At 55.3% G+C, this 26,085-nt stretch carries 28 protein-coding genes and 1 tRNA gene; 21 read left to right on the plus strand and 8 right to left on the minus strand.

Annotated features, from left to right (window positions below; genetic code table 11):
• Positions 1-19: 19 nt before the first annotated feature.
• A complete protein-coding gene (locus tag CA948_RS15165) occupies positions 20-1,342 on the minus strand; it encodes an MFS transporter (protein WP_238988609.1) in 1,323 nt (440 codons plus the stop codon).
• A 103-nt stretch (positions 1,343-1,445) separates the two neighbouring features.
• Between CA948_RS15165 and CA948_RS15170 the strand changes: the two genes are divergently transcribed.
• From CA948_RS15170 to CA948_RS15200, 7 genes are all read left to right on the plus strand, one after another.
• On the plus strand, positions 1,446-2,378 hold the full coding sequence (locus tag CA948_RS15170) for a LysR family transcriptional regulator (RefSeq protein ID WP_094197926.1): 933 nt from the start codon (positions 1,446-1,448) through the stop codon (positions 2,376-2,378).
• A gap of 66 nt (positions 2,379-2,444) precedes the next feature.
• Positions 2,445-3,128 carry a response regulator gene (locus CA948_RS15175; RefSeq protein ID WP_108728440.1) on the plus strand — a complete coding sequence of 228 codons (684 nt, stop codon included), beginning with the start codon at positions 2,445-2,447 and terminating at the stop codon, positions 3,126-3,128.
• Between the two features lie 24 nt (positions 3,129-3,152).
• A complete protein-coding gene (locus CA948_RS15180; protein ID WP_094197924.1) occupies positions 3,153-4,559 on the plus strand; it encodes a sensor histidine kinase in 1,407 nt (468 codons plus the stop codon).
• Between the two features lie 124 nt (positions 4,560-4,683).
• Positions 4,684-5,676, plus strand: a complete 993-nt coding sequence (locus CA948_RS15185) for a Bug family tripartite tricarboxylate transporter substrate binding protein (RefSeq protein ID WP_108728441.1) — start codon at positions 4,684-4,686, stop codon at positions 5,674-5,676.
• A gap of 86 nt (positions 5,677-5,762) precedes the next feature.
• Complete coding sequence (locus CA948_RS15190) at positions 5,763-6,206, plus strand: tripartite tricarboxylate transporter TctB family protein (RefSeq protein ID WP_094197922.1); 444 nt, start codon at positions 5,763-5,765, stop codon at positions 6,204-6,206.
• Complete coding sequence (locus CA948_RS15195; protein WP_108728442.1) at positions 6,203-7,726, plus strand: tripartite tricarboxylate transporter permease; 1,524 nt, start codon at positions 6,203-6,205, stop codon at positions 7,724-7,726. Before CA948_RS15190 ends, CA948_RS15195 begins: the two co-directional genes overlap by 4 nt.
• A gap of 77 nt (positions 7,727-7,803) precedes the next feature.
• Positions 7,804-8,844 carry an AbrB family transcriptional regulator gene (locus CA948_RS15200; RefSeq protein ID WP_094197920.1) on the plus strand — a complete coding sequence of 347 codons (1,041 nt, stop codon included), beginning with the start codon at positions 7,804-7,806 and terminating at the stop codon, positions 8,842-8,844.
• 89 nt (positions 8,845-8,933) lie between these two features.
• Here the strand turns inward: CA948_RS15200 and CA948_RS15205 are convergent, their stop codons facing one another.
• The 3 genes from CA948_RS15205 to CA948_RS15215 form a co-directional block, all read right to left on the minus strand.
• Positions 8,934-9,473 carry a pyridoxamine 5'-phosphate oxidase family protein gene (locus tag CA948_RS15205; protein WP_094197919.1) on the minus strand — a complete coding sequence of 180 codons (540 nt, stop codon included), beginning with the start codon at positions 9,471-9,473 and terminating at the stop codon, positions 8,934-8,936.
• Positions 9,474-9,509: 36 nt separating this feature from the next.
• Entirely contained in the window at positions 9,510-10,058 is a 549-nt protein-coding gene (gene sodC, locus CA948_RS15210; RefSeq protein ID WP_108728443.1) for a superoxide dismutase family protein, read from the minus strand.
• A gap of 147 nt (positions 10,059-10,205) precedes the next feature.
• Positions 10,206-10,970 carry a class I SAM-dependent methyltransferase gene (locus CA948_RS15215; protein ID WP_108728444.1) on the minus strand — a complete coding sequence of 255 codons (765 nt, stop codon included), beginning with the start codon at positions 10,968-10,970 and terminating at the stop codon, positions 10,206-10,208.
• Between the two features lie 120 nt (positions 10,971-11,090).
• On the opposite strand from CA948_RS15215, the gene CA948_RS15220 reads away from it, so the two are divergent.
• Positions 11,091-11,834 (plus strand): class I SAM-dependent methyltransferase, encoded by a 744-nt coding sequence (locus tag CA948_RS15220; RefSeq protein WP_094198447.1) that lies wholly within the window; start codon positions 11,091-11,093, stop codon positions 11,832-11,834.
• 266 nt (positions 11,835-12,100) lie between these two features.
• A complete protein-coding gene (locus tag CA948_RS15225) occupies positions 12,101-13,549 on the plus strand; it encodes a sensor domain-containing diguanylate cyclase (protein WP_159086142.1) in 1,449 nt (482 codons plus the stop codon).
• 160 nt (positions 13,550-13,709) lie between these two features.
• Here CA948_RS15225 and CA948_RS15230 read toward each other — a convergent pair.
• Positions 13,710-13,785: transfer RNA gene (locus CA948_RS15230), tRNA-Phe, on the minus strand.
• Positions 13,786-14,081: 296 nt separating this feature from the next.
• On the opposite strand from CA948_RS15230, the gene hemA reads away from it, so the two are divergent.
• From hemA to CA948_RS15260, 6 genes are all read left to right on the plus strand, one after another.
• Complete coding sequence (gene hemA / locus CA948_RS15235) at positions 14,082-15,356, plus strand: glutamyl-tRNA reductase (RefSeq protein ID WP_094197912.1); 1,275 nt, start codon at positions 14,082-14,084, stop codon at positions 15,354-15,356.
• A gap of 98 nt (positions 15,357-15,454) precedes the next feature.
• Positions 15,455-16,534 carry a peptide chain release factor 1 gene (prfA, locus tag CA948_RS15240; protein ID WP_094197911.1) on the plus strand — a complete coding sequence of 360 codons (1,080 nt, stop codon included), beginning with the start codon at positions 15,455-15,457 and terminating at the stop codon, positions 16,532-16,534.
• A 2-nt stretch (positions 16,535-16,536) separates the two neighbouring features.
• The gene (gene prmC, locus CA948_RS15245; protein ID WP_108728446.1) at positions 16,537-17,403 is read left to right on the plus strand and encodes a peptide chain release factor N(5)-glutamine methyltransferase; all 867 of its coding nucleotides are present in this window, start codon (positions 16,537-16,539) and stop codon (positions 17,401-17,403) included.
• A gap of 21 nt (positions 17,404-17,424) precedes the next feature.
• The gene (grxD, locus tag CA948_RS15250; protein WP_094197909.1) at positions 17,425-17,751 is read left to right on the plus strand and encodes a Grx4 family monothiol glutaredoxin; all 327 of its coding nucleotides are present in this window, start codon (positions 17,425-17,427) and stop codon (positions 17,749-17,751) included.
• Positions 17,752-17,777: 26 nt separating this feature from the next.
• Entirely contained in the window at positions 17,778-18,329 is a 552-nt protein-coding gene (locus CA948_RS15255) for a UbiX family flavin prenyltransferase (protein WP_123051697.1), read from the plus strand.
• Between the two features lie 94 nt (positions 18,330-18,423).
• Positions 18,424-18,603 carry a hypothetical protein gene (locus CA948_RS15260; protein ID WP_159086143.1) on the plus strand — a complete coding sequence of 60 codons (180 nt, stop codon included), beginning with the start codon at positions 18,424-18,426 and terminating at the stop codon, positions 18,601-18,603.
• 135 nt (positions 18,604-18,738) lie between these two features.
• On the opposite strand, the gene ttcA is transcribed toward CA948_RS15260, so the two are convergent.
• From ttcA to CA948_RS15275, 3 genes are read right to left on the minus strand one after another with little or no spacing between them, the layout of a single operon-like run.
• Complete coding sequence (gene ttcA / locus CA948_RS15265) at positions 18,739-19,794, minus strand: tRNA 2-thiocytidine(32) synthetase TtcA (RefSeq protein ID WP_094197907.1); 1,056 nt, start codon at positions 19,792-19,794, stop codon at positions 18,739-18,741.
• 56 nt (positions 19,795-19,850) lie between these two features.
• Positions 19,851-20,210, minus strand: a complete 360-nt coding sequence (gene folB / locus CA948_RS15270; RefSeq protein ID WP_094197906.1) for a dihydroneopterin aldolase — start codon at positions 20,208-20,210, stop codon at positions 19,851-19,853.
• Between the two features lie 50 nt (positions 20,211-20,260).
• A complete protein-coding gene (locus CA948_RS15275) occupies positions 20,261-22,036 on the minus strand; it encodes a M61 family metallopeptidase (protein ID WP_108728447.1) in 1,776 nt (591 codons plus the stop codon).
• A gap of 34 nt (positions 22,037-22,070) precedes the next feature.
• On the opposite strand from CA948_RS15275, the gene CA948_RS15280 reads away from it, so the two are divergent.
• The 6 genes from CA948_RS15280 to CA948_RS15305 all read left to right on the plus strand — a co-directional run bounded on the left by CA948_RS15280 (position 22,071) and on the right by CA948_RS15305 (position 26,079).
• Positions 22,071-22,847, plus strand: a complete 777-nt coding sequence (locus CA948_RS15280; protein ID WP_094197904.1) for an enoyl-CoA hydratase — start codon at positions 22,071-22,073, stop codon at positions 22,845-22,847.
• A 283-nt stretch (positions 22,848-23,130) separates the two neighbouring features.
• Positions 23,131-23,616, plus strand: coding sequence for an ATP synthase subunit I (locus CA948_RS15285; RefSeq protein WP_230019341.1), 486 nt, complete (start codon positions 23,131-23,133; stop codon positions 23,614-23,616).
• 55 nt (positions 23,617-23,671) lie between these two features.
• Positions 23,672-24,553, plus strand: a complete 882-nt coding sequence (atpB, locus tag CA948_RS15290; RefSeq protein WP_108728448.1) for a F0F1 ATP synthase subunit A — start codon at positions 23,672-23,674, stop codon at positions 24,551-24,553.
• Between the two features lie 104 nt (positions 24,554-24,657).
• Positions 24,658-24,900 (plus strand): F0F1 ATP synthase subunit C, encoded by a 243-nt coding sequence (gene atpE / locus CA948_RS15295; protein ID WP_003805001.1) that lies wholly within the window; start codon positions 24,658-24,660, stop codon positions 24,898-24,900.
• 154 nt (positions 24,901-25,054) lie between these two features.
• Positions 25,055-25,525: a F0F1 ATP synthase subunit B gene (locus CA948_RS15300; protein ID WP_009464119.1), complete on the plus strand. Its 471-nt coding sequence runs from the start codon at positions 25,055-25,057 to the stop codon at positions 25,523-25,525.
• A gap of 14 nt (positions 25,526-25,539) precedes the next feature.
• Entirely contained in the window at positions 25,540-26,079 is a 540-nt protein-coding gene (locus CA948_RS15305) for a F0F1 ATP synthase subunit delta (protein WP_108728449.1), read from the plus strand.
• Positions 26,080-26,085 lie beyond the last annotated feature (6 nt).

Raw genomic sequence — 26,085 nt, forward strand, 5'->3', positions numbered from 1 at the left:
ACTAGCTCTCCTTTAAAAGTCAGCCTGCGGACAAGTCCACGTTTTTGGTTTCGGGCAGGCGGGTATACAGGATCAGGAAGCACACCAGGGATACGGCAGCCAGGTACCAGGCCGGTACGTTCGGGTTACCGGTGTACTGGATCAGGGCAGCGGCAATGAAGGGGCCTGGGCCGGCCAGCAGTGCCGACGAGACGTTGTGACCCAGGGCAGCGCCGGTGGAGCGGATCGAGGCCGGGAATACCTCTACCAGCAGCACCACGTTCATGACGGCGGAAATGGCGACTAGAAAAGCCAGGATAGTCAGGCTCAACAGGATCAGAGCCGGTTTGCCGGTATTCATCATGAGAAAAATCGGGTAGGCCATGATGGTCAGGCCAGCGGCGGCGAACAAGGCCAGTTTGCGACGACCGTAGTGGTCCGAGAAACGGCCAACCAGCGGGTGCAAAATGCAATACACCACCAACGCGGCGCTACATAGCCACAGAGCGTTTGTCTTGCCCATGCCCAGAACGGAAACCAGGTGGTTATTGGCGTAGGTGATGAAGTAGTACAGCGACACCAGAAACAGCGCGGAGAAAGCAAAGGACAGTACAAAGGCGTTGAACTTGTCCTTGGGCGAGACGCGCTCCAGGGTGTTGTTGGCTTTCTTTTCCTGCAGCTCGTGGTAGATGGGGGTGTCGTTCAGTTTGCGACGAATAAACACCGCAATGAAGGTCATCACAATGGACAACACGAAAGGTACACGCCAGCCCCAGTTGTAAACCTGCTCTTGGCTCAGATTGGCGTTGATGGCGGCGGCCGTGGCAGTCCCCACCAGAAAGGCGATACCGGCCGTGAAGGTCACCACGCTGGCGGCGCTGGCGCGACGATTGGCGGGGGCGCTTTCCACCAGGAAAATACCGGCGGCCGACCACTCACCGCCCACCATCATCCCTTGTAGAAAGCGCAGAATGACTAACAGGATGGGAGCGGCAATGCCGATGGTGGCATAGCCGGGCAGCAGACCAATCAAGGTGGTAAAGACGCCCATGCCAAAAACGGTAATCATCAGCACGGTCTTGCGGCCAAAGCGGTCGCCAATGGGCCCCAGAATCAGGGCGCCAAAGGGACGCGAGACAAAGCCCACCGCGAACACGGCCAAGGACGACAAGAGGGAAACGCCCGTGGCGTCAGAGGGAAAGTAAATGCTGCCGATAACGGCTGCAAAGTAGCCGTAAATTGCGAAATCAAACCATTCCATAAAGTTGCCGATACCCACGGCAAGCACTTGTTTTCGACTTAGGGCCGGCTGGCCTGGAGGGGGCGAATTGGCATGTGAAGGGGCGATGGTAGCAGTGCCCATAGAGGTCTCCTCGAGCGGGGCAGATAAATACCTGACCCTTATTGTGGTTGTGGGTGATTTTTAGTCTAATCAAGCCAAATAATTATTCAAACTAATTAGAAAAATGGCTTCAATTAATATTGCTAATATCAGGCGCGTGGATTTGAACCTGCTGCTGGTGTTTCAGTGCTTGATGAACGAGCGCAGCGTCACCAAAGCCGCCAATGCCTTGTTTCTGACCCAGGGTGCGGTCAGTGCGTCCTTGCGCAAGTTGCGGGTGGTCTTTAACGACGAGTTGTTCACGCGTGGCTCGCACGGAATGACGCCTACGCATCGTGCCTTGGAGATTGCCCCGCAGATATCCGAAGCCTTGAAAAGCATTTCGGCGCTGGTCACCTCCGATCAAGAGTTTGATCCACGACGCTCCAGTCGGGTTTTTCGTATTGCCTTGTCTGACGATCTGGAAAATATGCTGGCCAAACGCATGATTCGCATGGCTGACGAGCAGGGCTGGACGATCGGCTTTTCTTTCTATCAAACCAACAGCTATTTATGGCCGCAAAGCATGCAAGAGCATGGGGCGGATCTGGCGATCTGTTCCAGCCCCAAATTCCTGAGCACCATGCACAAGTCTCAAGTGCTGTTTCCTGCCTCATATATCTGCATATACGATAAGGAGTCCATCCAGTTTTCGACGCCTATTAGCAAGCAGGAGTATCTGCATGCCCATCATGGACGCGTGTCTTTTGATGGCTTGCGGGGTTTTGTGGATGAGCTATTTGATGCCGAGCGTCTGCAGCGCAAGGTCAAGGCCTCGTTCACTCATTTTTCCGGCGCGATCAACGCGATTATTGGCAGCCCTTTGGTGCTGACCATGCCTGATTACGCCGCCCGCTCTTTTGCCGAGTGCAATAGCCGCCTGGCTGTCTCTCCCGTCCCGTTGCGTGTCCCGTCGTTTGTGGTGTCCATGATTTGGGATATCAACAAAGAGCACGATGAGCAAAGTCGCTGGTTACGTCGTTTTGTACTGGAGCTGACCGAACCCATTAGCGCGTAAAGCGCGGTCAATAAGGTCCAGCGGCGTACTATTGCTTCTGTTCTGTTTTCTTTTTTACTATCCGCCATGCGAATTTTATTGATTGAAGACGAGCCTGACTTGGCCCTGTGGCTGACCCGCAGCTTGCAAAAGAAAGGGTTTTCGGTTGAGTGGTCCAACGACGGGATGGTGGCCTATCACCGTCTGCAGGTCGAGGAATTTGATGCGCTGGTTCTGGACTTGGGTTTGCCGGGCATGGATGGGCGCACCTTGCTGGCCCGCTTGCGCTCGGAGGATAACCGTACTCCTGTGTTGATTCTCACGGCGCGTGATTCTTTGCAGGAGCGGGTAGAAGCGCTGGAGTGTGGTGCCGACGATTTTCTGCCCAAGCCGTTTCGTATTGAAGAGCTGGTGGCCCGCGTCAACGCCTTGATTCGTCGTAGCCGTGGCAAGGACAAGCCCCGTATGGCGTGTGCCAGCCTGGTCTATGACTTGTCCACACAGCGTTTTACGCTGGACGGTGCGCTCTTGTCCGTGTCACCGCGTGAGGCCGAGGTATTGCGCATTCTGGTGCAGCGTAGTGGTGAGCCTGTGAACAAGCAGTTCATTTTGGACCGGCTCAATGAGAAAGATGAAGATGAAATCAATATCGAGGCTATCGAGGTGCTGGTGCATCGTTTGCGCAAAAAGCTGCAGGCCTCGGATGTCCACATCATTACCTTGCGCGGCATAGGCTATTGCCTGGAGCCGGTCAGCGAAGATGAACCGTAAGTTCATGTCTTTGCAGGAGCCTCTATGGCCTTGAGCAGTCTGCGTCGCACTTTGTTGGTCATGCTGATTCCGGCGGCCTTGCTGACTTCGGCAGTGTCCCTGTTCATTTCCAGCATGACACTGAAAGATCAGGTCAATGCGGCGTTTGATCGGGCCTTGGCGGGGGCGTTGAAATCCATGTCGGCCAATTTGATGACGATTAGTGGTGGGCTGGCCATGGAGCAGTCCTACTACATGATGGAGTTCATGGAATACACCATCAGCAGTCAGGTGTATTTCCGGGTGGCCACCGAAGATGGTTTGTCGGAAATAGGGTTTACCGGCATGCCTTTGCCGCCGGGCAGGCTGGTGAGCAATCAGCCTGTTTTTTATGACGCGCACTATTTGGGAGAGCCTTTACGTATTGCGGCGGTGGCGCTGGAGTCGGATGGGCGGCTGCAGACGTATCAGGACAGTCGTGTCTTGATCCAGGCGGGCGAGAATTTGAGCGAGCGTGACGAGTTCATCCGTAAAGTCATTATTCAGAATCTGATTCAGGATGTGGCGGTTCTCAGCCTTTTTACTGTGCTGATTTTGGTGGGGACCTTGCTGGCGTTGCGCCCTTTGCGCAAGCTGAGCGCAGAGGTACGGTATCGCTCTCCCGATAATCTGGAGCCCATCAGCGAGGCCAGCCTACCCCGAGAAGTGCGTCCCTTGGTGCAGACCATTAATTTGCATATGGATCGCTATGCGCGTAAGTCACGCGAGCAGCAGCAATTTCTGGATGATGCTTCTCACCAGTTGAAAACGCCTTTGGCCGTTTTGCTGACTCAGGTGGATTTTGCCCTGACCCTGGCCAAGACAGAAGAAATGAAAGAGGTGCTGGAGGCGATTCAGTCGCGTTTGAATAATACGGCCCAGATGACGCATCAAATGGTGGCCCTGTCGCGGGTGCGCGATGCGGCTGATCAGTTGCGCAGCCGTGCTGCCCTGGGAACAGTGGATCTGTGTCAGCAGGCCGGGTTGGTGGTTGATGAGCTGTGGAGCCTGGCTCGATCGCGTCGTCAGGATCTGGGGCTGGATGTCCCTTCAAAGCCGGTGCGAGTGGCGGGAGAGGCTTGGCTGTTGCAGCAGGCCTTGAGCAATATCGTCAGCAATGCCATCAAGTACTGCCCACGGGGTGCTCGCATTACCGTGTCTGTCAGGCAAGAGGGCGGAATGTGTTATCTGCAAGTGGAGGATGACGGCCCGGGCATGAGTGCAGACGATATGGCCAAGGCGGGCCATCGCTTTCGGCGGGGAGAGGCGGGCAAGGCTTTGCAGGGTTCGGGGCTGGGTTTGGCGATTGTGCAGGCCATCGCTCAAATTCATGGTGCTCGCATGAGCTTGCAGGCTGGGCCACAGCAGCGCGGCTTGATCGTGCGTTTGGAGTTTGAGACGCTCAAGCATTGATCTTTTAATCTAGGGTATACCCTTGAGATTGGCGGTTTTCAGGGTAATTGAAAGCTAGGCGAAAGCTTCGCTCCGGTAAGGTCGCAACCATTACAACGACGACGATCATCCAGGAGGCGATCCAATGACTATTCACACGAAACTACGGGTGCTGCTTGCGAGCAGCATTTTGGGCCTGAGCAGTTTGAGCGGTGTACATGCCCAGCAACCGTCCAAACCTGAGTGTATTGCTCCGGCCCAACCCGGTGGCGGCTTTGATTTGACCTGCCGCGTGGCCGTCAACGGTTTTCTGGAAACCAAGTTGCTGGAAAATGCCATGCGCACCGTTTACATGCCCGGTGGTGTGGGAGCAGTCGCGTATAACCACATCGTGGCGCAGCGCCCAGGCGACGGCAATGCGATTGCAGCCTTCTCCGGCGGCTCCTTGCTTAATCTGGCGCAGGGCAAGTTTGGCAAGTATTCGGTAGAAGATGTGCGCTGGCTGGCATCGATAGGTAGTGATTACGGTGTTGCTATCGTACGTAACGACTCACCCTATCAGGATCTGAAGTCCTTGATGGAGGCCTTCAAGGCTGACCCGAGCAAAATCGTGTTGGGGGCGGGCGGGTCTGTTGGCGGCCAGGATTGGATGAAAGCCGCCTTGACAGCGCGTGCCGCCGATGTGGATTTTCGCAAAATGCGTTTTGTAGCGTTTGAAGGCGGTGGCGAAGCCATCACAGCGTTGCGAGGTGGTCACGTTCAGGCCTATATGGGTGACGCTGCCGAGGCACACACGATGTTGGAAGGGGGGGCTCCCATCCGCGTATTGGCTGTGTTCAATGACAAGCGACTGGACGGTGCCTTGGCTGATGTTCCTACTGCCAAAGAGCAAGGCTTTGATATTGAATGGCCGATTATTCGCGGTTTTTACGTTGGTCCCAAAGTCTCTGACGAGCAGTATCAATGGTGGGTTCAGGCCTTTGATCGTCTGATGAAAACGCCTGAATTTACCCGCTTGCAAACACAGCAAGGTTTGTTCTCGTTCAACATGACCGGTTCCGAACTGGACGCCTATGTCAAACAACGCGTGGTTCAGTATCGCGAGTTGGCTGATTCCTTCGGCCTGATCAAGAAGTAAATCTGTACGGTGTTCCCCAGTCTTTTGGATCGGGAACACCGCCTTTTGCCCCGCCGTCCATGGCGGGTGAATCCGGAGATTCCATCATGACGCTAAATGATCGCGTGTTAGGCGTGGGTGCGTTGGTGCTTGCCGCCTTGATCACCGCCTTTGGCTACGACCTAGAGCCCCCTTTTTCCTATGAGCCCGTCGGGCCCAAAGCCTTTCCCTTGCTGCTGGCGCTGATTATCGCCCTGTGTGGCTTGCGCTTGATGATCAAGGGCGGTGGGCAAGTGGCTGCCAATCCACCGGGTGCCAACGGCCGCATTTTGATGATGGTGGCGTATCTGGCGGCCTATGCCTGGCTCTTTCAATGGTTGGGCTTTATTGTCGCCACCACGATTATGGCGACACTGGTTGGGCGTTTGTTTGGCGGCTCCTGGAAGCAGGCCCTTATTGGCGGGCTGGCGATGGGCGTGGGCTTGTTTCTGTTGTTTGACCTGGGCCTGGATGTGGTTCTGCCGTACGGCATCCTGGGAGAGTGGTTATGAGCTCTATTCTTGACTATTTAAGTGTCGGTTTTGGTGTTGCGTTCTCTGCCCAGAATCTGCTGGTGGCCGCTATTGGTGCTTTTATTGGCACCATTGTGGGCGTTTTGCCGGGGCTGGGGCCCATCAACGGTGTCGCCATGCTGGTGCCTATTGCGTTTGCAATGAAATTGCCGCCCGAGTCTGCCTTGATTCTATTGGCGGCCGTGTACGTGGGTGCTGAATACGGTGGACGTATTACATCCATCTTGATCAATGTGCCGGGCGAAGCAGCCGCGGTCATGACGACATTGGATGGTTATCCGCTGGCACGGAAAGGCATGGCCAGCGTGGCCTTGTCCTTGTCCGCTTTTGCGTCTTTTATCGGTTCCACGATTGCCATTTGCGGGATTGTGCTGCTGGCCCCCATGCTGGCGGGTTGGGCGGTTGCATTCGGTCCTGCCGAGTATTTTGTACTGATGGTCTTTGCCTTTTGTGCCTTGACCAGCTTGTTGGGGGATGAGCCTGTCAAAGGTATCCTGGCAGCCATGGTGGGCCTGTTCATCTCTACGATTGGGGTGGATGCGAACTCGGGGGTGTACCGATACAGTTTTGACATTCCGAACCTGGCAGACGGTATTGATTTTGTCGTTGTTGTGATCGGTTTGTTTGCTGTGGCCGAGATGCTGCAGATGCTGGAGAACCTGCTGGGTGGCGTGTCGATTGAGGTGCCTAAAAGCAAACGCAAGCTCTTTAATTGGCGAGAGTTGCGCATGACGTGGTGGAGCACCATACGCGGGGGCGTGATGGGCTTTTTTATCGGTATCTTGCCCGGTGCCGGGGCCAGTGTGGCTTCAGCAGTAACCTATGCTAACGAGAAAAAATACATCGAAGGCAAGGACCCCAATGCCATGTTTGGGCAGGGCGATTTGCGAGGCCTGGCTGCGCCCGAAGCGGCCAATAACAGTGCGGCAACCGGCTCCTTTATTCCCATGTTGACGCTGGGTGTGCCCGGCTCGGGCACGACAGCGGTCATGATGGGGGCTTTGACGCTTTACAACATCACGCCGGGGCCAGCGCTGTTTGAGTCGCAGCCACAGATTGTCTGGGGCTTGATTGCCTCCTTGATGGTCGCCAACGTCATGCTGTTTCTGATGAACGTGCCTATGGTGCGGGTATTTGCTTCCATGCTGGCGATTCCTCCGCGCTTGTTGGTGCCGGGTATTTTGGCGATTAGCTATATCGGTGTTTATGCCATCAACGGCACGACGTTTGATCTGCTGTTGGTCGTCGGTATCGGTGTCCTGGGCTATTTCCTGCGTAAGATGAATGTGCCTATGGCGCCCATGGTGCTGGGCGTGGTTCTGGGCAATATGATGGAGCAGAATTTGCGTCGTGCGCTCTCTATTACGAATGGCGAAATCGGTATTCTGTTCGAGAGCAACATTTCCATTGGCTTGTGGATCGCTGCTGTTTTAGTTAGCGTAGGTCCGATCGTGTTGCGTCGTATTACGGCCCGCAAGCAAGGACACGACAAAATATAATGAGGTGGCCCCCACCGGTTGGGTGGGGGATATTGGGAGGGAGAGCCAGGCTGCGGCCTGGTCTTGTCGTGTTTGTTATGGCTAACTGGTTTCGAATTGCCCTAGGTTTTGGCGTGGCCTTGATAGGGGCCTGGGTGGCTGCTTGGCTGAGTATGCCCTTGCCCTGGATGTTGGGTGCCTTGATCCTGACGGCGGCCACAAAAATGGCCGGTAGTCCGGCCGCCTGCATGCCGCTGGCGCGTAACGCAGGGCAGTGGGTGATTGGGGCCTCTCTAGGGCTTTATTTCACCCCCGCCATGGTTCACCTGATTGGCAGCAATGCCGTGTTCATTGTGATGGGCATGGTGTTTGCGCTGATCTTGTGCTGTATGGGTGCCTTCATGTTGACTCGCTTTGCCGGTACGGACCTGCGTACGGCCTGGTTTGCCAGCGCGGTAGGGGGGGCCAGCGAGATGACAGGGCTGGCGGAGCGTTACGGCGCACGCCCGGATCTGGTTGCCTCTGCACATGGCCTGCGGGTGTTGATGGTGGTGGTGATTATTCCCTTTGCATTCGAGGCCTTGGGTTTTTCGGGTGAGCAGGCCGGGGCGGTGGTCAGACCCGACTTTCTGAACTTGCCCGGTCTGGCTCTTTTGGTGCTCTTGAGCAGTGCCGCAGGGTTTATCTTTCAAGTGTTGCGCCTGCCCAATCCCTGGGTGTTAGGGCCGTTGCTGGTGGTGGCCATCCTGACGTACAAGGATATTGTTTTGTCGGGCTTGCCGGTAGAAATTTCCAACCTGGGGCAGTTGTGCATTGGCTGGGCTTTGGGTGATAAGTTCGGCCCGGATTTTTTCCGTCGGGCACCCCGTTATCTGGGCGTTGCCGCCGTCAGCAATATAATCAACCTGGCCTTGGCATTTGGCTTTGCCTACGGCCTGTATCGGCTGTCTGATATTGCCTACCCGACTTTGGTGCTGGGTGTCAGCCCTGGCGGCATTGCAGAGATGGCCATCACCGCCAAAGTCCTGCAGTTGGGCGCGCCTATGGTGACCTCTTTCCAAGTTGCTCGCATGGTATGTGTGCTGGTGCTGACCGGGCCTTTGTACACGCGCATTGCCCGGCTTCTGGAAGGACGTTGACCGAGGGGGAACGCCTGCATCCCCCAGATTGCCAGCAAAAGCCCGGCGCAAGGCCGGGCATCAGGTTTCAGTGAACAAGCAGGCTACATTCAACGATCTGGTTGGGTGGCAGGGCTGATTTTGCCGTGCTCCCCCATTTCTGTCAGTTGCTCACCCATCAGGGTTGCTTTGAGCATCTTGCCTGCCTGGGCCAGCTTGCCTTCACGCACGCTCCAGTACTCGGCACTGTCTATCTGTACGCAGACCAGAGCAACATCCGGATCGGTAATGCCTTCTTCAAACCAGGCCTCGACCAGCGTGTTCCAGAAGCGCTCCTTTTGATTCATGGAGTCCACAACGCTGGCCATGCCCGAAACCGACACATAGGTGTCAGTTTTGGGGTCGGCGTAGCTGACGTTGACATGAGGGTTGACCACCAGATTGTGAACCACCTTGCTGGACCTGGCCATGAAGAACCAGAGCTTGTCGTGCTCAACGTCCTCCTGTCTTGAACCCATCTTGGCCTGTTGCGTGGTCATGGGCCAGGCATGAAGCTGGCCGCCCTCCGAATGGGTAACGAACATCGCAAAGCGAATGTCCTTGATCATCTCTTGCAGTTGTTCAAAGGAAGATTCAATCGTTTCGTTCATGGTCTCTCCTTGAAAAAGTTAAAGGGATGAAGGCGCTTACTTGATCACTCCGCAAGCAAAACGTCCGGCACCGCCGCCCAGTGGTGCAGGGTGATCGGAGTGGTTGTCACCGCCTTCGTGGATCATCAGGGCTCGGCCCTTGATCTGATCCAGGGACTTCAGGCGCGGAGCCAGAACGGGAGTGCTGGCACTGCCGTCGGCCTGGACATACAGGGCGGGCAAATCACCCAGGTGTCCATTGCCCCATGGGAAACCGTGCTTGCCGGTCTTGTTAGGGTCCAGATGGCCACCGGCTGCCCCGGCAGGCGTTACCTTGCCGTCTTTCTCGCTGGGCGCGCAGCTGGCGTTCTCATGTATATGGAAACCATGTACACCGGGTTTGAGATTTTTCAGATCTGGCGTGAAAACCAGGCCGTGTTCAGTCTGCCGAACGCTGACTTGGCCGATTTGCTCGCCAGCACCGCTTTCGGTAGCCAGGTTCATGGGAATAATGACGTCCGCCAGTGACGGGGCCGACAAGGCAAGGGTGGCGCTGACGGTGGCCAAGGCCATTGCGCATCGCGCTTTGAGGGAAGAAAAACGCATAAGGCTGATTCCTTTGCTTGATAAACAAGGGTTAGAACAGCCTAGCATTGTCAGCGCGATATGCCGTTAAGAGACGTTTCTCTTTGTCAGTAATCTGTGAGTGCCTGCGCAGGCAGTGGACGAGCCATCGGCAGGGGGTCTGCGGGATCAGGCTTCTTCTTGTACCTCTTCTACGGACAGCAGTTCCTGATGGTCAAAGTACAGGTTGGAGCTGATGACGGGGGAGGCCGCATCGGCCTGTGCGCTTAGTTCCAGACAATCGCCGGACAGATAAAGATCGGTCAGCAGCGCGGGCTTGCCATTCATCCAGATTTTCCCGCTGACATTTTGATAACGCTGCTTGAGCTGCAAGCGGTAGTCCGTCCCGTCCAGACCTTCCCACTCCCATTCACCCGCAACCTGTGCCGGCACAATCCATTTGTAGATTTTGATGCCGCCCACATGCAGGATCTCATCGGCTTCCCAGTCACCCATATCAAAGGCGTGCGACACAATGCGCGCACCGGGCCGCAGCTCTTGCAATAAGCGCGGGCGCAGGATGGCGTTGATAGTGTCCATCAAGTACAAGGTCACGATGGTGGCCTGGCTGAAGTCTGCGGTAAACAGATCCTCTTCCACAAAGTCCACCAGATACTCCACACCTGCATGGCCAGCATGCTCCATGGCGTCGGCAACGCGCAGCGGGTCCAGTTCTATGCCGATGCTGGTGCAGCGGTATTTTTTGGCGGCGGCAATGACAATACGCCCATCGCCACAGCCCAGGTCATACAAGATGTCCTTGTGCCCGGTCTGAGCCAGTTGCAGCAGGGTGTCGATGACTTGGTCATCGCTGGGGACGAAGGGGACGTCCAGAAAGATGTCAGGTTCCACGATGGAATGGTCGTTGAGGTCGTTAATCAGGTCTTTGAACAATAGTGGTCCTTATCAGCGGCGTTAAGCGGAAATTCGTTTAAATTCGGCTATCTATAGTTTAAACGACGACAAAATAATTAAAAATTCGCTTTTTGCGTGAATATGGACGATTATGAGTCTATGTCAAACTCATATGGCTCGACCTCATCCACGCCCGCCAAGTTAACAACCCGTATCCAGCATATACGAATCTCGTCCAGAGAATCGTTACGTATTCGTTCCTTGGCCGATCACATGCAATACGCCGACCCGTTGGGACACGCACAATCTTTGGGGATAGGCTCGGCTGTCTGGCCCTTGTTCGGTTTGCTATGGCCATCCAGCATTCAACTGGCGCGCAAACTGAAAAACCGTCCGGTTCGGGAGGGTGAAAGCATTCTGGAGTTGGGCTGCGGTTTGGGTCTGACCAGTTTGATGATGCATAAACGTGGCGCAAACATTCACGCCAGCGATTGTCATCCTATGGTGCCGCATTTCTTGAAGCTGAATCAGGCGTTGAACGGTTTGTCCGATTTGCCGTATGTTCATGCGCAGTGGGGTGAGCAGTCCTGCCCCGATTTGCTGGCTTCCTTGGGCCTGATACCTGCCAAGCAGCGTTACGATCTGATCGTGGGTAGCGACCTGCTTTATGAAGGCAATACACCCGTTCAATTGGCAGAGCTGGTCAATCAACGTGCGAAAGAGCAGGCCGAAGTCTGGCTGGTGGATCCGGACCGGGGGCATCGCAATAAGTTCACTCAGGAAATGGAGCACTACGGCTTTGAGCTGGTACGGCAAGTGTGTTTGCGTGACCGGCCTATCTTCACGCCCGAGGGCAAGGAGTTGCCTTACAAGGGGCGCTGCTTGCAGTATCAGCGGGGCTAGGCACTGAGTAAAGCGTTCTGGGTTACTTGTGAATGCGGACTGACGTCGGAATCTGCATGTTTCAGATGGTCTTACGTAAAATAGTATGGATATCCACCACCGCCCTGCCGCTATTCTCAATGATAAAAATCCCGCGCTTTAGACGAATGTTCACACTACGCAGGTCGGTTAATTTGCGAAGTCTGATCTTGTGGTTGTGCCTGTCTTTCGTTTTTTTGGTTTTGTTTAGCAGTTTGCATGCCGCTTATCGGGTGCAGCAGGGGCTATTGTTCGAGCAAAGTGTACGAGTCAATCAGGCTTATGCGGAAAGGCTGGCGCACGCCAGTGATGATTTTCTTCGCTCATCGGCTGCGGTACTGAAAAGCGCTGCTTTGGATATCACGGCAGGACAACTCGATGTAGCCGTTATACGGGAAGAGTTCAAGCAAGTGATGGAGGTTACCAAGGCGTTCGATGCGCTTGTCTTGGTTGATGTGTCAGGCTCAGTGCTGGCCGCCAGCCCAGGCGCTGTATTTCGGAATGTGGCATTGCCCTTGTGGCCGGAACTGTTCCAGGGCAAGGCCGTGCCAGAGCCAATGGTTGCAAGCGCATTTCAGGGAGGGGAAGGGCGGTGGATGACGATGGTTGCTATTCCGGTTTTCGCACCTGATGGAGCCTACGCGGGGTTTATTGGTGGGGGTATGTACTTGCAAAGCCGCAGTGCATTGCAAGAGTCGCTTGATAAATTGAGCTATGAGGAAGGAACTTACTTTCGCATCGTTGATGGCTCGCAGACGATTATTTATCATCCGGAGCAAAGTCAGATAGGAACTACGGCCCAGGACGTGGCGACAGTGACCGAACAGCCACAGATCACCGGCAGACAGTCCTTGCCCGAGCCTGATGAGATCAATCCGGATCAGGAGCTGGTCAGTGTGGCAGCGATTCCGGCCGCTGGTTGGCTTGTCATTGCACAGCGTCCCACAGAGCGTGTGTTCGCGAATACGAGTGAGCTGTTGTTGCGCACACTCTTGCTTGCTTTGCCAGTATTTGCATTGAGTCTGCTGGCAATTTGGTATTTATCCGGGCTTATTGCCAGCCCATTGCGCCAGTTGGCCACTGCGGCGGCCAATCTGGATAATCACGCTGATTTTCGACGCATTCGCTTTGTTAAGGGTTGGTATGTTGAGGCTGCCCTGATTCGACAGGGCTTGATGCAAAGCTTTTCTGCGATAGGCAGTCGAATTCGCAAACTGTACCAGCAGGGGGCAACAGATCCCTTGACTGGGACGATGAATCGGCGCGGTCTGGATGCCGCTTTGGAAGAAATGACAGATGCCGAGCAGTCCGTAGCGGTGGTGATGATTGATGTTGATCATTTCAAAGCGGTCAATGATCGGTTTGGCCATGCGCTTGGGGACGAGGTGCTTAAAGCGATTGCAGAGTTGATTATGACCCAAGCGCGTCGGGAAGACGTCGTGGCTCGCCTGGGAGGCGAAGAGTTTGTGGTTGTGTTGCCAGAGACAGGTCTTGAAGCGGCGGGCCAATTTGCAGAGCGTTTACGCCGTGCGGTAGCGCAGACGGTATTTGAGACAGTTGGGAGTGTGACCGTGTCTTTGGGGGTGGCCTGTTACCCAGAACATGGCAATGATCTTTACGAAGCCCTGGCTCTAGCTGATGCGGCCTTGTATCGTGCCAAGGCGGATGGCCGCAATCGCGTTCATCAGGTCGAGTGAAGGGCTGCTTGGCACCTCACCAAGTCTAAGGGCATTACTGAAGGTGTGATCCACTGTGTCTGGTGAGTGCCCGCCTCTTGTTTAAGAGGTAGAGCCTTCAGGGCGGGCCCCGGAAAAACAAAAAGCCCAGTCGTTTGACTGGGCTTTTTGTTTGAATTCTTGGTGGCCTGGGGCGGAATCGAACCACCGACACAAGGATTTTCAATCCTCTGCTCTACCGACTGAGCTACCAGGCCAACGTGTACTGCTCGGTAAAAATAAAACTATACCACGTTTTTTTATTTGTGCACATAGTACAACAAAAATTTTATGCATCTTTTCGACTTCAAATTTGCCGTACCCCTAGGGGGAGGCCCTTTTCAGCGAAAAGAGGACTGCATAAAGGAGTGCAATTGTAATCACAAAAGGGCAATTCAAGTAACATTTTTGGCAAAACTGCGGCTTGCGGCGTAAAATCACTTCAATTTCATGCGTTTTGCGTTTGCAAAAACTGCCTGTCTTGGTCTTTTCAAGGCTATAGCCTGTACTGCTCATGTCTGTAGATGTTCTAACCTTCGGTCTGAATCATGTGTCCGCGCCGGTTGCCGTGCGCGAGCGCGTTTCGTTTCCGATCGATGTGTTAAAGCCTGCGCTTGATACCTTGCGTGCCACTTTTGGCACAGGTGTACGTGAAGCAGCCATCCTGTCTACCTGTAATCGCACCGAGATCTACTGTGCGGCCGAGCCTCATGTGGCCGAACGTCTGCCCGAGTGGATGGCGGACTTCAACAGCTTGCGCTCTGCCGAGCTGACCCCTCATTTGTATCGCTACAACCAGAATGAAGCCGTGCGCCATGCGTTTCGCGTTGCTAGCGGTCTGGATTCCATGGTGTTGGGCGAGCCCCAGATTCTGGGTCAAATGAAAGATGCCGTGCGAGCCGCCAACGAGGCCGGCTCGCTGGGTACGTTGCTGCATCAATTATTCCAGCGTACCTTCTCGGTGGCCAAGGAAGTGCGTACGCAAACTGCGATTGGTGCGCATTCGGTGTCCATGGCGGCGGCAGCAGTTCGTTTGGCTGAGCGCGTGTTTGGTGATCTTGGCCAAGCCAAGGTGCTGTTTATTGGTGCCGGCGAAATGATCGAGCTGTGCGCCACGCACTTTGCGGCAGTGAACCCCTGTAGCATCGTGGTCGCCAATCGTACTCAGGAACGTGCTGAAAACCTGGCGTCTCGCTTTATGGCCAGCACCATGAAGCTGGCAGATGTACCCGAGCGTCTGGCAGATTTTGATGTGGTGGTGTCCTGTACGGCCAGCACTTTGCCCATTTTGGGTCTGGGCATGGTGGAGCGGGCCGTGCGTTCGCGTCGTCACCGCCCTGTGGTCATGGTCGATCTGGCCGTGCCACGCGATATTGAAACCGAAGTAGGCCGTCTGGATGACGTCTACCTGTATACCGTCGATGATTTGGGCCGCTTTGTACAGCGCGGTGCGGATGCCCGTCAGGCTGCGGTGGTCCAGGCTGAAGCCATTATCGACACCCAGGTGCAGCACTATATGCACTGGCTTGGCACCCGGGCGATTGTGCCCGCTATTTTGAATGTGCAGCAGTCGGTCGAGAAAGTACGCCAACACGAGTTGGAGCGTGCGCGTCGTATGCTGGCTCGCGGTGATGATCCGGCAGAGGTCATTGAAATGCTGGCGCATGGCCTGACTCAAAAGTATATGCATGGCCCCATGGCCGAATTGACGCGCAGCGAAGGTGCGGAGCGCGCACAGTTGCTGGATCTGTTGCCTCGCCTGTTGCCCTCGACTACCCGTCGACGTTAGCGTCTGGGCTGCTGTCTGTTCACCGACTTTTCTGCGGTGCAGCCCGTTTGCTTTGAACTGCGCCCAGACCTTCTGATTTTCCCTTTAGGCTGTTCCCTATGAAAGACTCTATGCGCGGTCGGCTTGAGCAATTGTCTCGCCGTCTGCATGAGGTTGATGCCATGCTTGCCGAGCCAGAAATTGCCGGCAATATGGATGAGTTTCGCAAACTGTCGCGTGAGCGTGCCGAGCTGGACCCTGTTGTTACGGCTTTCAAGAGCTATGAAGCGGCCGAGGGCGATTTGCAGGCTGCTCAGGACATGATGTCCGACCCTGAATTGAAGGAAATGGGCGAGGAAGAATACAAGCTGGGCAAAGAGCGTATTGCTCAATTGGAAGACGAGCTGCAAATCCTCTTGTTGCCCCGTGATCCGGACGATACCCGCAACGTCTTTATTGAGATCCGTGCCGGTGCCGGTGGTGATGAAAGTGCCCTGTTTGCCGGGGATTTGCTGCGCATGTACATGCGTTACGCCGAAAACTGTGGCTGGCGTGCGGAAATCATGTCTGCCAGCGAGTCGGAGGTGGGTGGCTACAAAGAAGTCATCGTGCGTATTGAAGGCCAGGATGTCTATGGTCGCCTGAAATTCGAGTCTGGCGCGCACCGTGTGCAGCGTGTGCCGGAAACCGAAGCCCAGGGCCGCATTCACACCTCTACATGTACGGTGGCCGTGTTGCCTGAGGCTGAAGGCTTGGCTGAGATCACCATCAACCCCGCTGATTTGCGTGTGGACACCTTCCGCGCCAGTGGTGCCGGTGGTCAGCACGTGAACAAGACGGACTCTGCCGTTCGTCTGACCCACTTGCCTACCGGGCTGGTAGTGGAGTGTCAGGATGATCGCTCTCAGCACCGCAACCGTGAGAAAGCCTTGCAGGTGCTGGCTGCGCGTCTGAAAGACAAGCAGCAGCGTGAGCAATCCGACAAGGAAGCTGCCGAGCGCAAGAGCCTGGTCGGTACGGGTGACCGCTCCGAGCGCATTCGCACCTACAACTTCCCGCAAGGCCGCATGACGGATCACCGTATCAACCTGACCTTGTACAAGTTGGGCTACATCATGGACGGCGATCTGGACGAGCTGATCAAGGCTTTGCTGTCCGAACATCAGGCCGGTTTGCTGGCTGATCTGGCGCAGGCGTGAGCATGAGCCTATCCGGTGAGCAGGCCGTGCCTCAAACGGTCACGCCTGCCGATTCCCCTCGTACTCTGCGAACTTTGCAGCGGCTCAGCCCCTTGCCGCGTCTGGAGCGTGACATGCTGTGGATGCAGGTGCTGGGTGTTGGCCGTTCCTGGCTGATTGCGCACGACACGGACGAGTTGCCACTGGACAAGATTCAACGCTATCAAGCCCTGGAAGCCCGGCGAGTGGCGGGTGAGCCTATGGCTTATATCGTCGGTGTCCGCGAATTCATGGGCCATGAGTTTCTGGTATCGCCTTCGGTGCTGATTCCGCGCCCCGATACGGAAACCCTGGTCGAGCGTGCCTTGGAGCGCGTGCAGCACATCAAAGCCCCCCGCATTCTGGATATGGGCTGTGGCAGCGGTGCCATTGCTGTTTCTTTGGCGTTGGCACGCCCCGATGCCCAGGTGATCGCCAGTGACATCAGCACGCTGGTCTTGGCGCAGGCCGGCCTAAATGCTCAGCGTTTGTGTGGGAAAGTCGAGTTTTGCCTGGGGAGTTGGTACGATGCCGTGACAGGCCAGGAACCTTTTGACCTGATCGTGTCCAACCCTCCATATATTGCAGTGGATGACGAACATCTGGCGCAGGGCGATGTGCGGTTCGAGCCGCGTCAGGCACTGACAGATGGCTCTGACGGCTTGACGGATTTGCGTACAATAGTTCAGGGAGCCGGGCCGTATCTACGCCCCGGTGCTAGTCTTCTCATGGAGCACGGCTGGGATCAGGCCGACCATGTGCAAAATATGCTGCGGCAGGCAGGGTTCAAACAGATCGTCAGTTATGAAGATCTGGCAGGAATCCGGCGGGTCACAGGTGGACAGTGTTAATTCTTTTCTTAAGAGAACATCATGAGTGAAGTTCAAGATTTCATCCGCGAAACCGTCACGGAAAACCCTGTTGTGCTGTTTATGAAGGGCACAGCTCAAGCTCCTCAGTGCGGTTTCTCCGCCCGTACCGTGCAGATCCTGCGCGCTGTTGGTCTGAGCCAAGTGGTTGTGGTCAACGTGCTGGACGACGCCGAAGTGCGTCAGGGCATCAAGGATTTCTCCAGCTGGCCCACCATTCCTCAACTGTATATCAAGGGCGAATTCGTCGGCGGTTCGGACATTGTGTCTGAAATGTACGAAAACGGCGAATTGGAAACCATGCTGCGTGAGGCTGGGGCTCTGGAGTGAGCACCAAGCGACGCCTGGTCATTGGCATGACCGGGGCCACCGGGGCAGTCTACACCGTGCGTTTGCTGCAGGTGCTGCAGTCCTGTCCGGATGTGGAAACCCATTTGGTGATCTCGCCCTCCGGGGTGTTGAACATCAAGTATGAGCTGGATATCGACAGGCATGGGATCCAGGCTCTGGCCGATCAGGTGCATAGCTTTCGTGATGTGGGAGCAACCCTGGCCAGTGGCAGTTTTCCGACTGCTGGCATGGTGATTGTGCCCTGTTCGATGCGCACTCTGGCTGCTGTGGCACATGGTCTGTCCGATAACCTGATTACCCGGGCAGCAGACGTTACTTTGAAAGAGCGTCGCCGTTTGGTGATGATGGTGCGTGAAACGCCATTCAATTTGGCGCATCTGCGCAATATGACCGCCGTCACGGAAATGGGCGGGATTATTTTCCCGCCTATGCCCGCGTTTTATCTGCGTCCCAAAAGTATCGACGATATTGTCGATCACACGGTGATGCGGGTGCTGGAACTGTTTGATATTCAGGTGCCCGGTGAACGCTGGGATGGTTCGCAAACGCCGAACTAAGGCTGGATAGCCGTTCAGTGGGTATAAAAGCCCCGATATAAACCATTGGCATCTGGCATTAAATCCAGGTTTTGAAGGTTTATATCGGGGCTTTTTGTTGTCCGTCGTTGGTGTGTTTGCTGGCGGTAAGCGCTACGCTAAGTTGCAGTCCAAGCAGTCCAAGCAGTCCAAGCAGTCCAAGCAGTCCAAGCAGTCCAAGCAGTCCAAGCAGTCCAAGCAGTCCAAGCAGTCCAAGCAGTCCAAGCAGTGGCGATCTCTGATCTGCAGGCGCTAAGGTTTGGAGGGCTTTTGGTGCCACGATCGAAAAAGATGATCCGCTCTACAGCTTTGAGTGGTGTTTTTTTCTGGGCACAGACCATCCGTTCCATGGCCCAGAGGACTGTCGGCGTTGGAGCGTCGACCACTCGCTTTATTGGCCGGAGCGCCTTTTGCTCATGAACACAATCTGCTGCTCGCCAGAAGCGGCTGGCTGGGCGGGAGTGAAGGCATCCTGGCGCACAGTAGGTGCGGCATCATCGGCTTCTTCTTCAAAGCCTGTGGCCAAAAGGCTCTCAGGCAGGTGATCGTCGAAGTAATCCTGGTCAAAGCCCTTGTCTCCTTCGGGATCGGCCTGTCCTGTCACCTTCAGATCTGCAAAGTTATGCAGCTTGGGATCCATCAGGTGCGATGGCACCACGCGGGTCAGGGCGCCAAAGACGTTCCAGGAGCGGTGCGGGAATTTCTTGTCCCAGTCTGCAATCATGCGGTTGATTTCCTGACGTTTCAGGTTCTCTTGTGAGCCGCACAAGTTACAGGGAATGATGGGGAATTCTTTCAGCTTGGCGTAGGCGATCAGGTCTTTCTCGGGCACATAAGCCAGAGGGCGGATCACAATATGTTCGCCGTTATCCGACATCAGTTTGGGCGGCATGCCTTTCATACGGCCACCGTAAAACAGATTCAGAAAAAAGGTAGCCAGAATGTCGTCCCGGTGATGGCCCAGAGCGATCTTGGTGGCGCCTAGCTCCTTGGCGACACGGTACAAAATCCCACGGCGCAGGCGCGAGCACAGAGAACACATGGTCTTGCCTTCGGCAATGACGCGAGTGACCACTGAGTACGTGTCCTGGGTTTCGATGTGATAGGGCACACCCAGCTTTTCCAGATACTCGGGCAGGATGTGGTCAGGAAAACCGGGCTGCTTCTGGTCCAGATTCACGGCCACGATGTCGAACTTGATGGGAGCGCGCTTTTGCAATGTCATCAGCACGTCCAGCAGGCCGTAGGAATCCTTGCCGCCGGACAGGCAGACCATGATCTTGTCGCCTTCTTCGATCATGTTGAAGTCCCCGATCGCGCGGCCTACTTCACGCATGATGCGTTTGCTCAGCTTGTTGTCGTTAACACGCTGCTTGCGTTCGGCCTTGCTGGCAAAGACGGGCGTATCGGTTTCGGAAGAAGGTAAGGGGCTGGTGTCTTGGGACATAAGGGAAAGCGGAGAGAAGTATCATCGAGGCCCCGGCTGGAAGCGGGGCGGGGGCTTTAGCGGTGGCGTTCGATCTCGATGCCAACGGCATCACAATCGGCAAAGGCCTCGGGTTTGCTGGCCCGAATTTTAACGCGTTCCACGGTCGGGAAGTCATTCTGGATGCGATCAGCCAGGCGTTCCACCAGCGTTTCCAGCAGATTGGTGTGTTCGGTGGTGCTGACTTCAATCAGCGCCTCGCGCAACTGGCGGTAGTCCAGCACGGTGCCAATATCGCTGTCCTCTACGTCTTGCGTAATGGTGGTGTCGAATTCGGCGTCAATATGCAGGGGCTGGCGGTGAACCAGCTCGTGGTCCAGCATGCCGATAGAGGCTTGCACCACCAGATTGTTGATAAATATGCGGCGTGTCGTCATGGCAAAAAAAAGGAGCAGGCCCGCCGGGTGGGGCGGGCCTGTGAAGTCAATCAGGACTGGCGGCTCAGGACGCATTCGTCCAATGCAGGGCGTGCCAGTTGCAGTGTGAAGCAGTGTAGTTCATCGCGGCGGAAAGCGTGGACCTGAACGGTCTGGCCGGGCTCGTACGCGGCCAGAAGGCGTTCCAGGCTGGCGGTGTCGTTGACACGTAAGCCGTCAATGGCGACCAGGGTGTCACCGGCGGACAGGCCGGCTTGGTGCGCTGCACCATCGGTAAACACAGTGGCCAACTGGCATTGGCCCGCGCTTTGGCGCAAGCGGGCGTTCAGGCTGGGCAGCTTGGAGGAGGCTTGCCATTCCAGCTTCAGGCCGTGTTCGGCCAGCCAGGGTTTCAAGGGCAGGTCCTCGCAACCTTCAACATAGCGGGCAATGAAGTCTGTGGCGTCGTAGCCGGTGGCTTCCAGAATCAGGGCAGACATGGCATCTTCAGGAATGCCTTGTGGCTTGCCTTGATAGAAGTCGCGGCCATAGCGTTCCCACATCAGCAGCATGACATCATCCAGGCCCTTGGCTTGCCGGGTATGGCTGCGGATGCACAGGTCCAGGCCCAGTGCAATCAAGGCGCCCTTGCTGTAATAGCTGACCAGTGCGTTGGGGGAGTTCTCGTCCTGCTTGTAATAGCGTGTCCATGCATCAAAAGAGCTTTGCGCGGCGGACTGTTTGAGGCGGCCAGGGCCACGCTCGACGGCGTTGATGTTTTTGGCCAGCAGCTTCAGGTAGTCTGGTTCGCTCAGCACGCCCGAACGCAGCAGCATCAAATCGTCGTAGTAAGAGGTGAAGCCCTCAAACACCCACAGCAATCGGGTGTGGTTTTCGCGGCTCAAGTCATAGGGCGAAAATGCGGCAGGCTTGATGCGCTTGACGTTCCAGGTGTGGAAGTATTCATGGCTGACCAAACCCAAAAAGGTTTGGTAGCCCGCGCTTTTTATCGATTTGTCCTGGCCCTGGGTGGGGAGGTCACGGCGCGAAGCCATCAGGGCGGTCGAGGCGCGATGCTCCAGACCGCCGTAACCGTCATCGGTCACCATGGTCATGAACACGTAGCGCGAGCTGCTGTCCAGAAAGGGCGCGCGACGGGTTTCAGGCTCAAAAAAACCGATTTGTTCGGTGCAGATTTTCTCTACATCGCGGGCGATACGAGGCAAATCCAGATTGGGAATGACGCCGGTAAAGACCAGCTCGTGTTCGGCGCCGTGCGCAAAGAAGCTGATGACCTGTGGGGTACCCATTTCAATGGGGTGGTCGATCAGCTCGTCGTAATTGCGGGCGCGATACAGGCCAAAACCATAACGTTCGGCCGCGCCGGGCATGCCAGTGGCCTCGGGCAAGCTGGTGTAAACCTGCCAATCTTCCATGTCCTGGTTGGGCACCAGCTCCAGTAGACATGGCTGTTCGGTCTGACCTTCAACGGCCAGCAGGGCGCTGGTGCCATTAAAGAAAGCATGGGTCTGATCAATATGCGCGCCGCGCACGGACAGGTCCCAGGCGTAGACCTGATACTGCACGTTCAAGGGACCCTTGCAGGGCTCGCACTGCCAACGGTGATTATCCAGCTTGTGGATGGAAACCGGTTTTTCGCCACAGAAGGCGGCTATGCTTTCGATCTGACGCGAGAAGTCGCGGATCAGGTAGCTGCCAGGAATCCAGGCCGGAAGGCTTAATACCTGGCCATTGGTTTGGGGAGAAGTGATCTGTATCTGGACAGTCAGGCGGTGGCCGGCGAGATCTGTCGGCTCGGCACGGTAAAGTACGGGTGTAGGTTCCATTCCCCTATTCTATTTAATTTTTCTGGGAGTCAGCATGAACGAACCCTTAGTCAAAGCAGAGGTGCATGGTCGTGTTGCTTTATTGACATTAAATCGGCCCAAGGCTTTGAATGCGCTCAATAACGAGCTGATCGCCGAGTTGTATGCCCTGTTAAAGAAATACGATGCCGACAACGAAATCGGTTGTATCGTGCTGACCGGTAACGAAAAAGCGTTTGCGGCCGGTGCCGATATTGGTGCCATGAAAGACTGGAACTACCACGATGTCAGCTCCCAGGACTATCTAGGTGGCCAGTGGGAAGAACTGCGCCGTTTCCGCAAACCCATCATCGCTGCCGTTGCTGGCTATGCTTTGGGTGGTGGCTGCGAATTGGCCATGTTGTGCGACTTCATCATTGCGGCTGACTCTGCCCGTTTTGGTCAACCAGAAATCAAACTGGGCGTGATTCCCGGTTTCGGTGGTACGCAACGTCTGCCTCGGGCCGTGGGCAAGGCCAAAGCCATGGATTTGATTCTAACTGCACGCATGATGAATGCCGAAGAGGCTGAGCGTTCCGGTCTGGTCTCGCGCGTGGTGCCTGCCGACAAATTGTTGGAAGAAGCGCTTGATGCCGCAACGGTTATATCCAGCATGTCGCTGCCGTCGGTCTTGATGGCCAAAGAGTGCGTGAACCGCGCTTTTGAATCGTCTCTGGAAGAGGGCTTGCTGTTTGAACGCCGCAACTTCCACGGCTTGTTTGCCACTGACGATCAGAAAGAAGGGATGCGTGCTTTTGTCGAGAAGCGCAAGCCTGAGTTCAAGCATCGCTAAGTTTCCCAATCGCTGATAAATCAGGGGGTGTGTTGTAAAATTGCTGCGCTGCAATGTTACAAAATAAGCGTACCCCTTGATGCCATTGGGATTGCGTATATCAGCCTTGCATTAAGTATCAAACAAGCAAGGCTGAATTTGCTTACAACAAAAAAAAGACGCTATACTTTATGGGTTTGACGACACCGGCTTTTTAAAAGGGGCCGATAATATTGCGCGGATGGATTGGCCAAGGCCTTTGCAGTACATCCACCCACACAACGTTATCTGATAGTTTCCTATTATGAATCAGCCGTTTTATCAGCAAACAGGCACCACAGCCACGGTGCAGGCAGCAGGGGACAAAGCACCATTTCCCGAACCCGTCGTATTGACGCCCGAGCAACGTAGCCGCATGGCTCGCCGGGCAGGGCAAGGAATTGTGCGCACACTGTTTGCCCAGGCTTTTATGGGCCTGTTGGCCATTGGCCTGTCGGCATGGATTTCCGGCGCATATGCAGCAGCCTCGGCACTTATCGGTGCGGCTGCTTATTTTGTGCCTAACGCATTGTTTGCATTGCGTCTTTTGCTAGGCTTGATGGGTGGTGGCAACGCCGGCGCCCTTTCCTTCTTTTGGGGGGAAGCATTCAAGCTTGGCTTTGCGGTATTGACACTGGCAGCGGCTGCCATGGCAAACACAGGCTGGTTGGTTTGGCCTGCCTTGCTCTTTGGCTTGCTATGTGTCTTGAAGGGATATGTGCTGCTGCTGTTTTTTCGCAAGCTGCCATAACGAATTTTGTTTCACGGGCTTGTCCCATAACATATACATCACAGGGTAAATACAGATGGCTGCTGCTAGTGATATTTCGCCTCAGTCAGGGTACATCCAGCATCACTTAGTTCACTTGAATAACGTGGGTGAAAAACAGGATGTTCTGGCCAACTTCGGTGTCATTAACTACGACTCCATGTTCTGGTCCCTGCTGATGGGTCTGGTTGTGGTTTTCTTTCTGTGGCGTGCCGCTTCGGCCGCAACAGCCGGTGTACCAGGCCGCTTGCAGTCTTTCGTAGAAATGCTGGTCGATTGGGTTGAAGACCAGGCCAAATCCATTGTTCCCAATGCCGAGTCCCGGAAGTTTGTCTCGCCTCTGGCGCTGACCGTGTTCCTGTGGATCCTCATGATGAACGTGCTGGACTTGCTGCCGGTTGATGGCCTGGGTTGGATTTTCACTCAGACCGGTCTGGCCTCCGAACATGGCGACCCTCTGTACTACCACCGTATTTTGCCAACCGCTGACTTGAACGTGCCAATGGGCATGTCCATGGGTGTGCTGCTGCTGATGTTCTACTACGGCATCAAGATCAAGCACCCAGGCGGTTTCGTCAAAGAGCTGTTTACTGCACCGTTCACCGCGACTGGCCTGATGGCTGTATTGCTCGCACCTTTCAACTTCTTGCTGAACTGCATCGAGTACGCGGCCAAGTCTGTGTCTTTGGGCATGCGGTTGTTCGGCAATATGTTTGCCGGTGAATTGGTTTTCATGTTGATCGCTCTGCTGGGTGGCGCATGGACAGGGTTTAATGGCGCCAGCCTGGGACTGGGTCTCGGTCACATTCTGGCCGGTTCTGTGTGGGCAATCTTCCACATTCTGATTGTGTTGCTCCAGGCGTTCATCTTCATGATGCTCACCCTTGTCTATATCGGACAAGCACACGAAGGCCATTAATCCGATTCCGACTGGACAATGGTGTCTGGTTGGGGGGAGCAGGCTTAGCTTGCTAACGCTTTGATTTTTTTGAATTACACCTGATTTTTAACCAAGGAGTTGTCATGACCAACGTAGCTTTCGTTGCTCTTGCTTGCGGTATCATCATCGGTCTGGGCGCTTTTGGCGCTTGCATTGGTATCGCCCTGATGGGTGGTAAATATCTGGAAGCATCCGCTCGTCAGCCAGAACTGATGAACGCTCTGCAAACCAAGATGTTCTTGTTGGCCGGTCTGATCGATGCTGCTTTCCTGATCGGTGTCGGTATCGCCATGTTGTTTGCATTCGCCAACCCATTTGTTGGGTAAAAAGGCGAGTCCGTTGCCGCTTTTGGCAGATGGACAGGCAGTCGTCGTTAGCGGTGTGTTGCTCGGTTTGATCATGCACCGCTTGTCGACTTGAACATACATGTGTCAGGACGCATACCGTTTCCTACACACGTGGTATTGAAGGGATACGACCGTGAATTTAAACGCGACTCTCTTTTTTCAGATGATCGTGTTTTTCGTTTTGGCCTGGTTTACGATGAAATTCGTATGGCCGCCACTGACGAAAGCAATCGATGATCGTCGTCAGAAAATCGCTGATGGTTTGGCTGCTGCCGATAAAGGCAAGGCCGATCTGGCACAGGCCCAAGCGCGTATCAGCCTGATGGATGCTTCGGCTAAGTCCGAGAACCATCAACGCATTGTCGACGCTGAAAAACAAGCGACTGCTCTTTTGGAGCAAGCTCGTCGTGAAGCCGAAGCCGAGAAAGCCCGCATTATTGCGCAGGCCCAGCAAGACGCTAACCAAGAAGTGCAACGCGTACGTGAAGGTTTGCGTAGCGAAGTGGCTGCCTTGGCTGTCAAGGGTGCCGAGCAAATTTTGCGACGCGAAGTTGACGCGAATGCGCACGCCCAGCTGCTCGAGCAGCTCAAGGCAGAACTTTAACATCAAGGCAGGCCATGGCTGAACTATCGACTATTGCCAGACCTTACGCCGAAGCCCTGTTCGCCGCCGTACGCGACGACAGCCAGGGCCTCGAATCGTGGTCGGCCCTGTTGTCCGAAATGGCTCAGGTGGCCGGTCTCCACGATGTGCGCGAGGCACTGAACGATCCGCGCCTGAATAACGGGCAGCGATTCGAACTCTTTACGGGCCTGGTTAAGTCACAGGTCACCGAAAAGGCTCGCAACTTTCTTCAATTGTTGGTGGATAACCAGCGCATCTTGCTGCTGCCACAAATTGCAGAACAGTTTGATCTATTGAAACACCAACTCGAAGGCACGGCGCAGGCACAGATCATCAGTGCTTTCCCGATGGCTGAGGCTCAGGTTGCTGAGCTGACCGCTGGGCTGGAGAAAAAGTTTGGCCTGAAGCTAAAACCGACTGTGACCGTCGACACTGACCTTATCGGCGGTATTCGGGTGATTGTTGGTGACCAGGTGCTCGACACTTCCGTGCAGGCCCGGCTGGCCAGCATGCGCGATACGCTGACCGCATAGCGCGAG

Origin of the sequence: Alcaligenes aquatilis (genome assembly GCF_003076515.1) — a bacterium.
In the GTDB taxonomy this organism is placed as follows: Bacteria; Pseudomonadota; Gammaproteobacteria; order Burkholderiales; family Burkholderiaceae_B; genus Alcaligenes; species Alcaligenes aquatilis.

Coding starts and splice junctions, on each gene's coding strand:
- CA948_RS15165 (WP_238988609.1), bottom strand. CDS start 1,342: ATGGGCACTGCTACCATCGCCCCTTCACATGCCAATTCGCCCCCTCCA.
- CA948_RS15170 (WP_094197926.1), top strand. CDS start 1,446: ATGGCTTCAATTAATATTGCTAATATCAGGCGCGTGGATTTGAACCTG.
- CA948_RS15175 (WP_108728440.1), top strand. CDS start 2,445: ATGCGAATTTTATTGATTGAAGACGAGCCTGACTTGGCCCTGTGGCTG.
- CA948_RS15180 (WP_094197924.1), top strand. CDS start 3,153: ATGGCCTTGAGCAGTCTGCGTCGCACTTTGTTGGTCATGCTGATTCCG.
- CA948_RS15185 (WP_108728441.1), top strand. CDS start 4,684: ATGACTATTCACACGAAACTACGGGTGCTGCTTGCGAGCAGCATTTTG.
- CA948_RS15190 (WP_094197922.1), top strand. CDS start 5,763: ATGACGCTAAATGATCGCGTGTTAGGCGTGGGTGCGTTGGTGCTTGCC.
- CA948_RS15195 (WP_108728442.1), top strand. CDS start 6,203: ATGAGCTCTATTCTTGACTATTTAAGTGTCGGTTTTGGTGTTGCGTTC.
- CA948_RS15200 (WP_094197920.1), top strand. CDS start 7,804: ATGGCTAACTGGTTTCGAATTGCCCTAGGTTTTGGCGTGGCCTTGATA.
- CA948_RS15205 (WP_094197919.1), bottom strand. CDS start 9,473: ATGAACGAAACGATTGAATCTTCCTTTGAACAACTGCAAGAGATGATC.
- sodC (WP_108728443.1), bottom strand. CDS start 10,058: ATGCGTTTTTCTTCCCTCAAAGCGCGATGCGCAATGGCCTTGGCCACC.
- CA948_RS15220 (WP_094198447.1), top strand. CDS start 11,091: ATGTCAAACTCATATGGCTCGACCTCATCCACGCCCGCCAAGTTAACA.
- hemA (WP_094197912.1), top strand. CDS start 14,082: ATGTCTGTAGATGTTCTAACCTTCGGTCTGAATCATGTGTCCGCGCCG.
- prfA (WP_094197911.1), top strand. CDS start 15,455: ATGAAAGACTCTATGCGCGGTCGGCTTGAGCAATTGTCTCGCCGTCTG.
- prmC (WP_108728446.1), top strand. CDS start 16,537: ATGAGCCTATCCGGTGAGCAGGCCGTGCCTCAAACGGTCACGCCTGCC.
- grxD (WP_094197909.1), top strand. CDS start 17,425: ATGAGTGAAGTTCAAGATTTCATCCGCGAAACCGTCACGGAAAACCCT.
- CA948_RS15255 (WP_123051697.1), top strand. CDS start 17,778: ATGACCGGGGCCACCGGGGCAGTCTACACCGTGCGTTTGCTGCAGGTG.
- ttcA (WP_094197907.1), bottom strand. CDS start 19,794: ATGTCCCAAGACACCAGCCCCTTACCTTCTTCCGAAACCGATACGCCC.
- folB (WP_094197906.1), bottom strand. CDS start 20,210: ATGACGACACGCCGCATATTTATCAACAATCTGGTGGTGCAAGCCTCT.
- CA948_RS15275 (WP_108728447.1), bottom strand. CDS start 22,036: ATGGAACCTACACCCGTACTTTACCGTGCCGAGCCGACAGATCTCGCC.
- CA948_RS15280 (WP_094197904.1), top strand. CDS start 22,071: ATGAACGAACCCTTAGTCAAAGCAGAGGTGCATGGTCGTGTTGCTTTA.
- CA948_RS15285 (WP_230019341.1), top strand. CDS start 23,131: ATGAATCAGCCGTTTTATCAGCAAACAGGCACCACAGCCACGGTGCAG.
- atpB (WP_108728448.1), top strand. CDS start 23,672: ATGGCTGCTGCTAGTGATATTTCGCCTCAGTCAGGGTACATCCAGCAT.
- atpE (WP_003805001.1), top strand. CDS start 24,658: ATGACCAACGTAGCTTTCGTTGCTCTTGCTTGCGGTATCATCATCGGT.
- CA948_RS15305 (WP_108728449.1), top strand. CDS start 25,540: ATGGCTGAACTATCGACTATTGCCAGACCTTACGCCGAAGCCCTGTTC.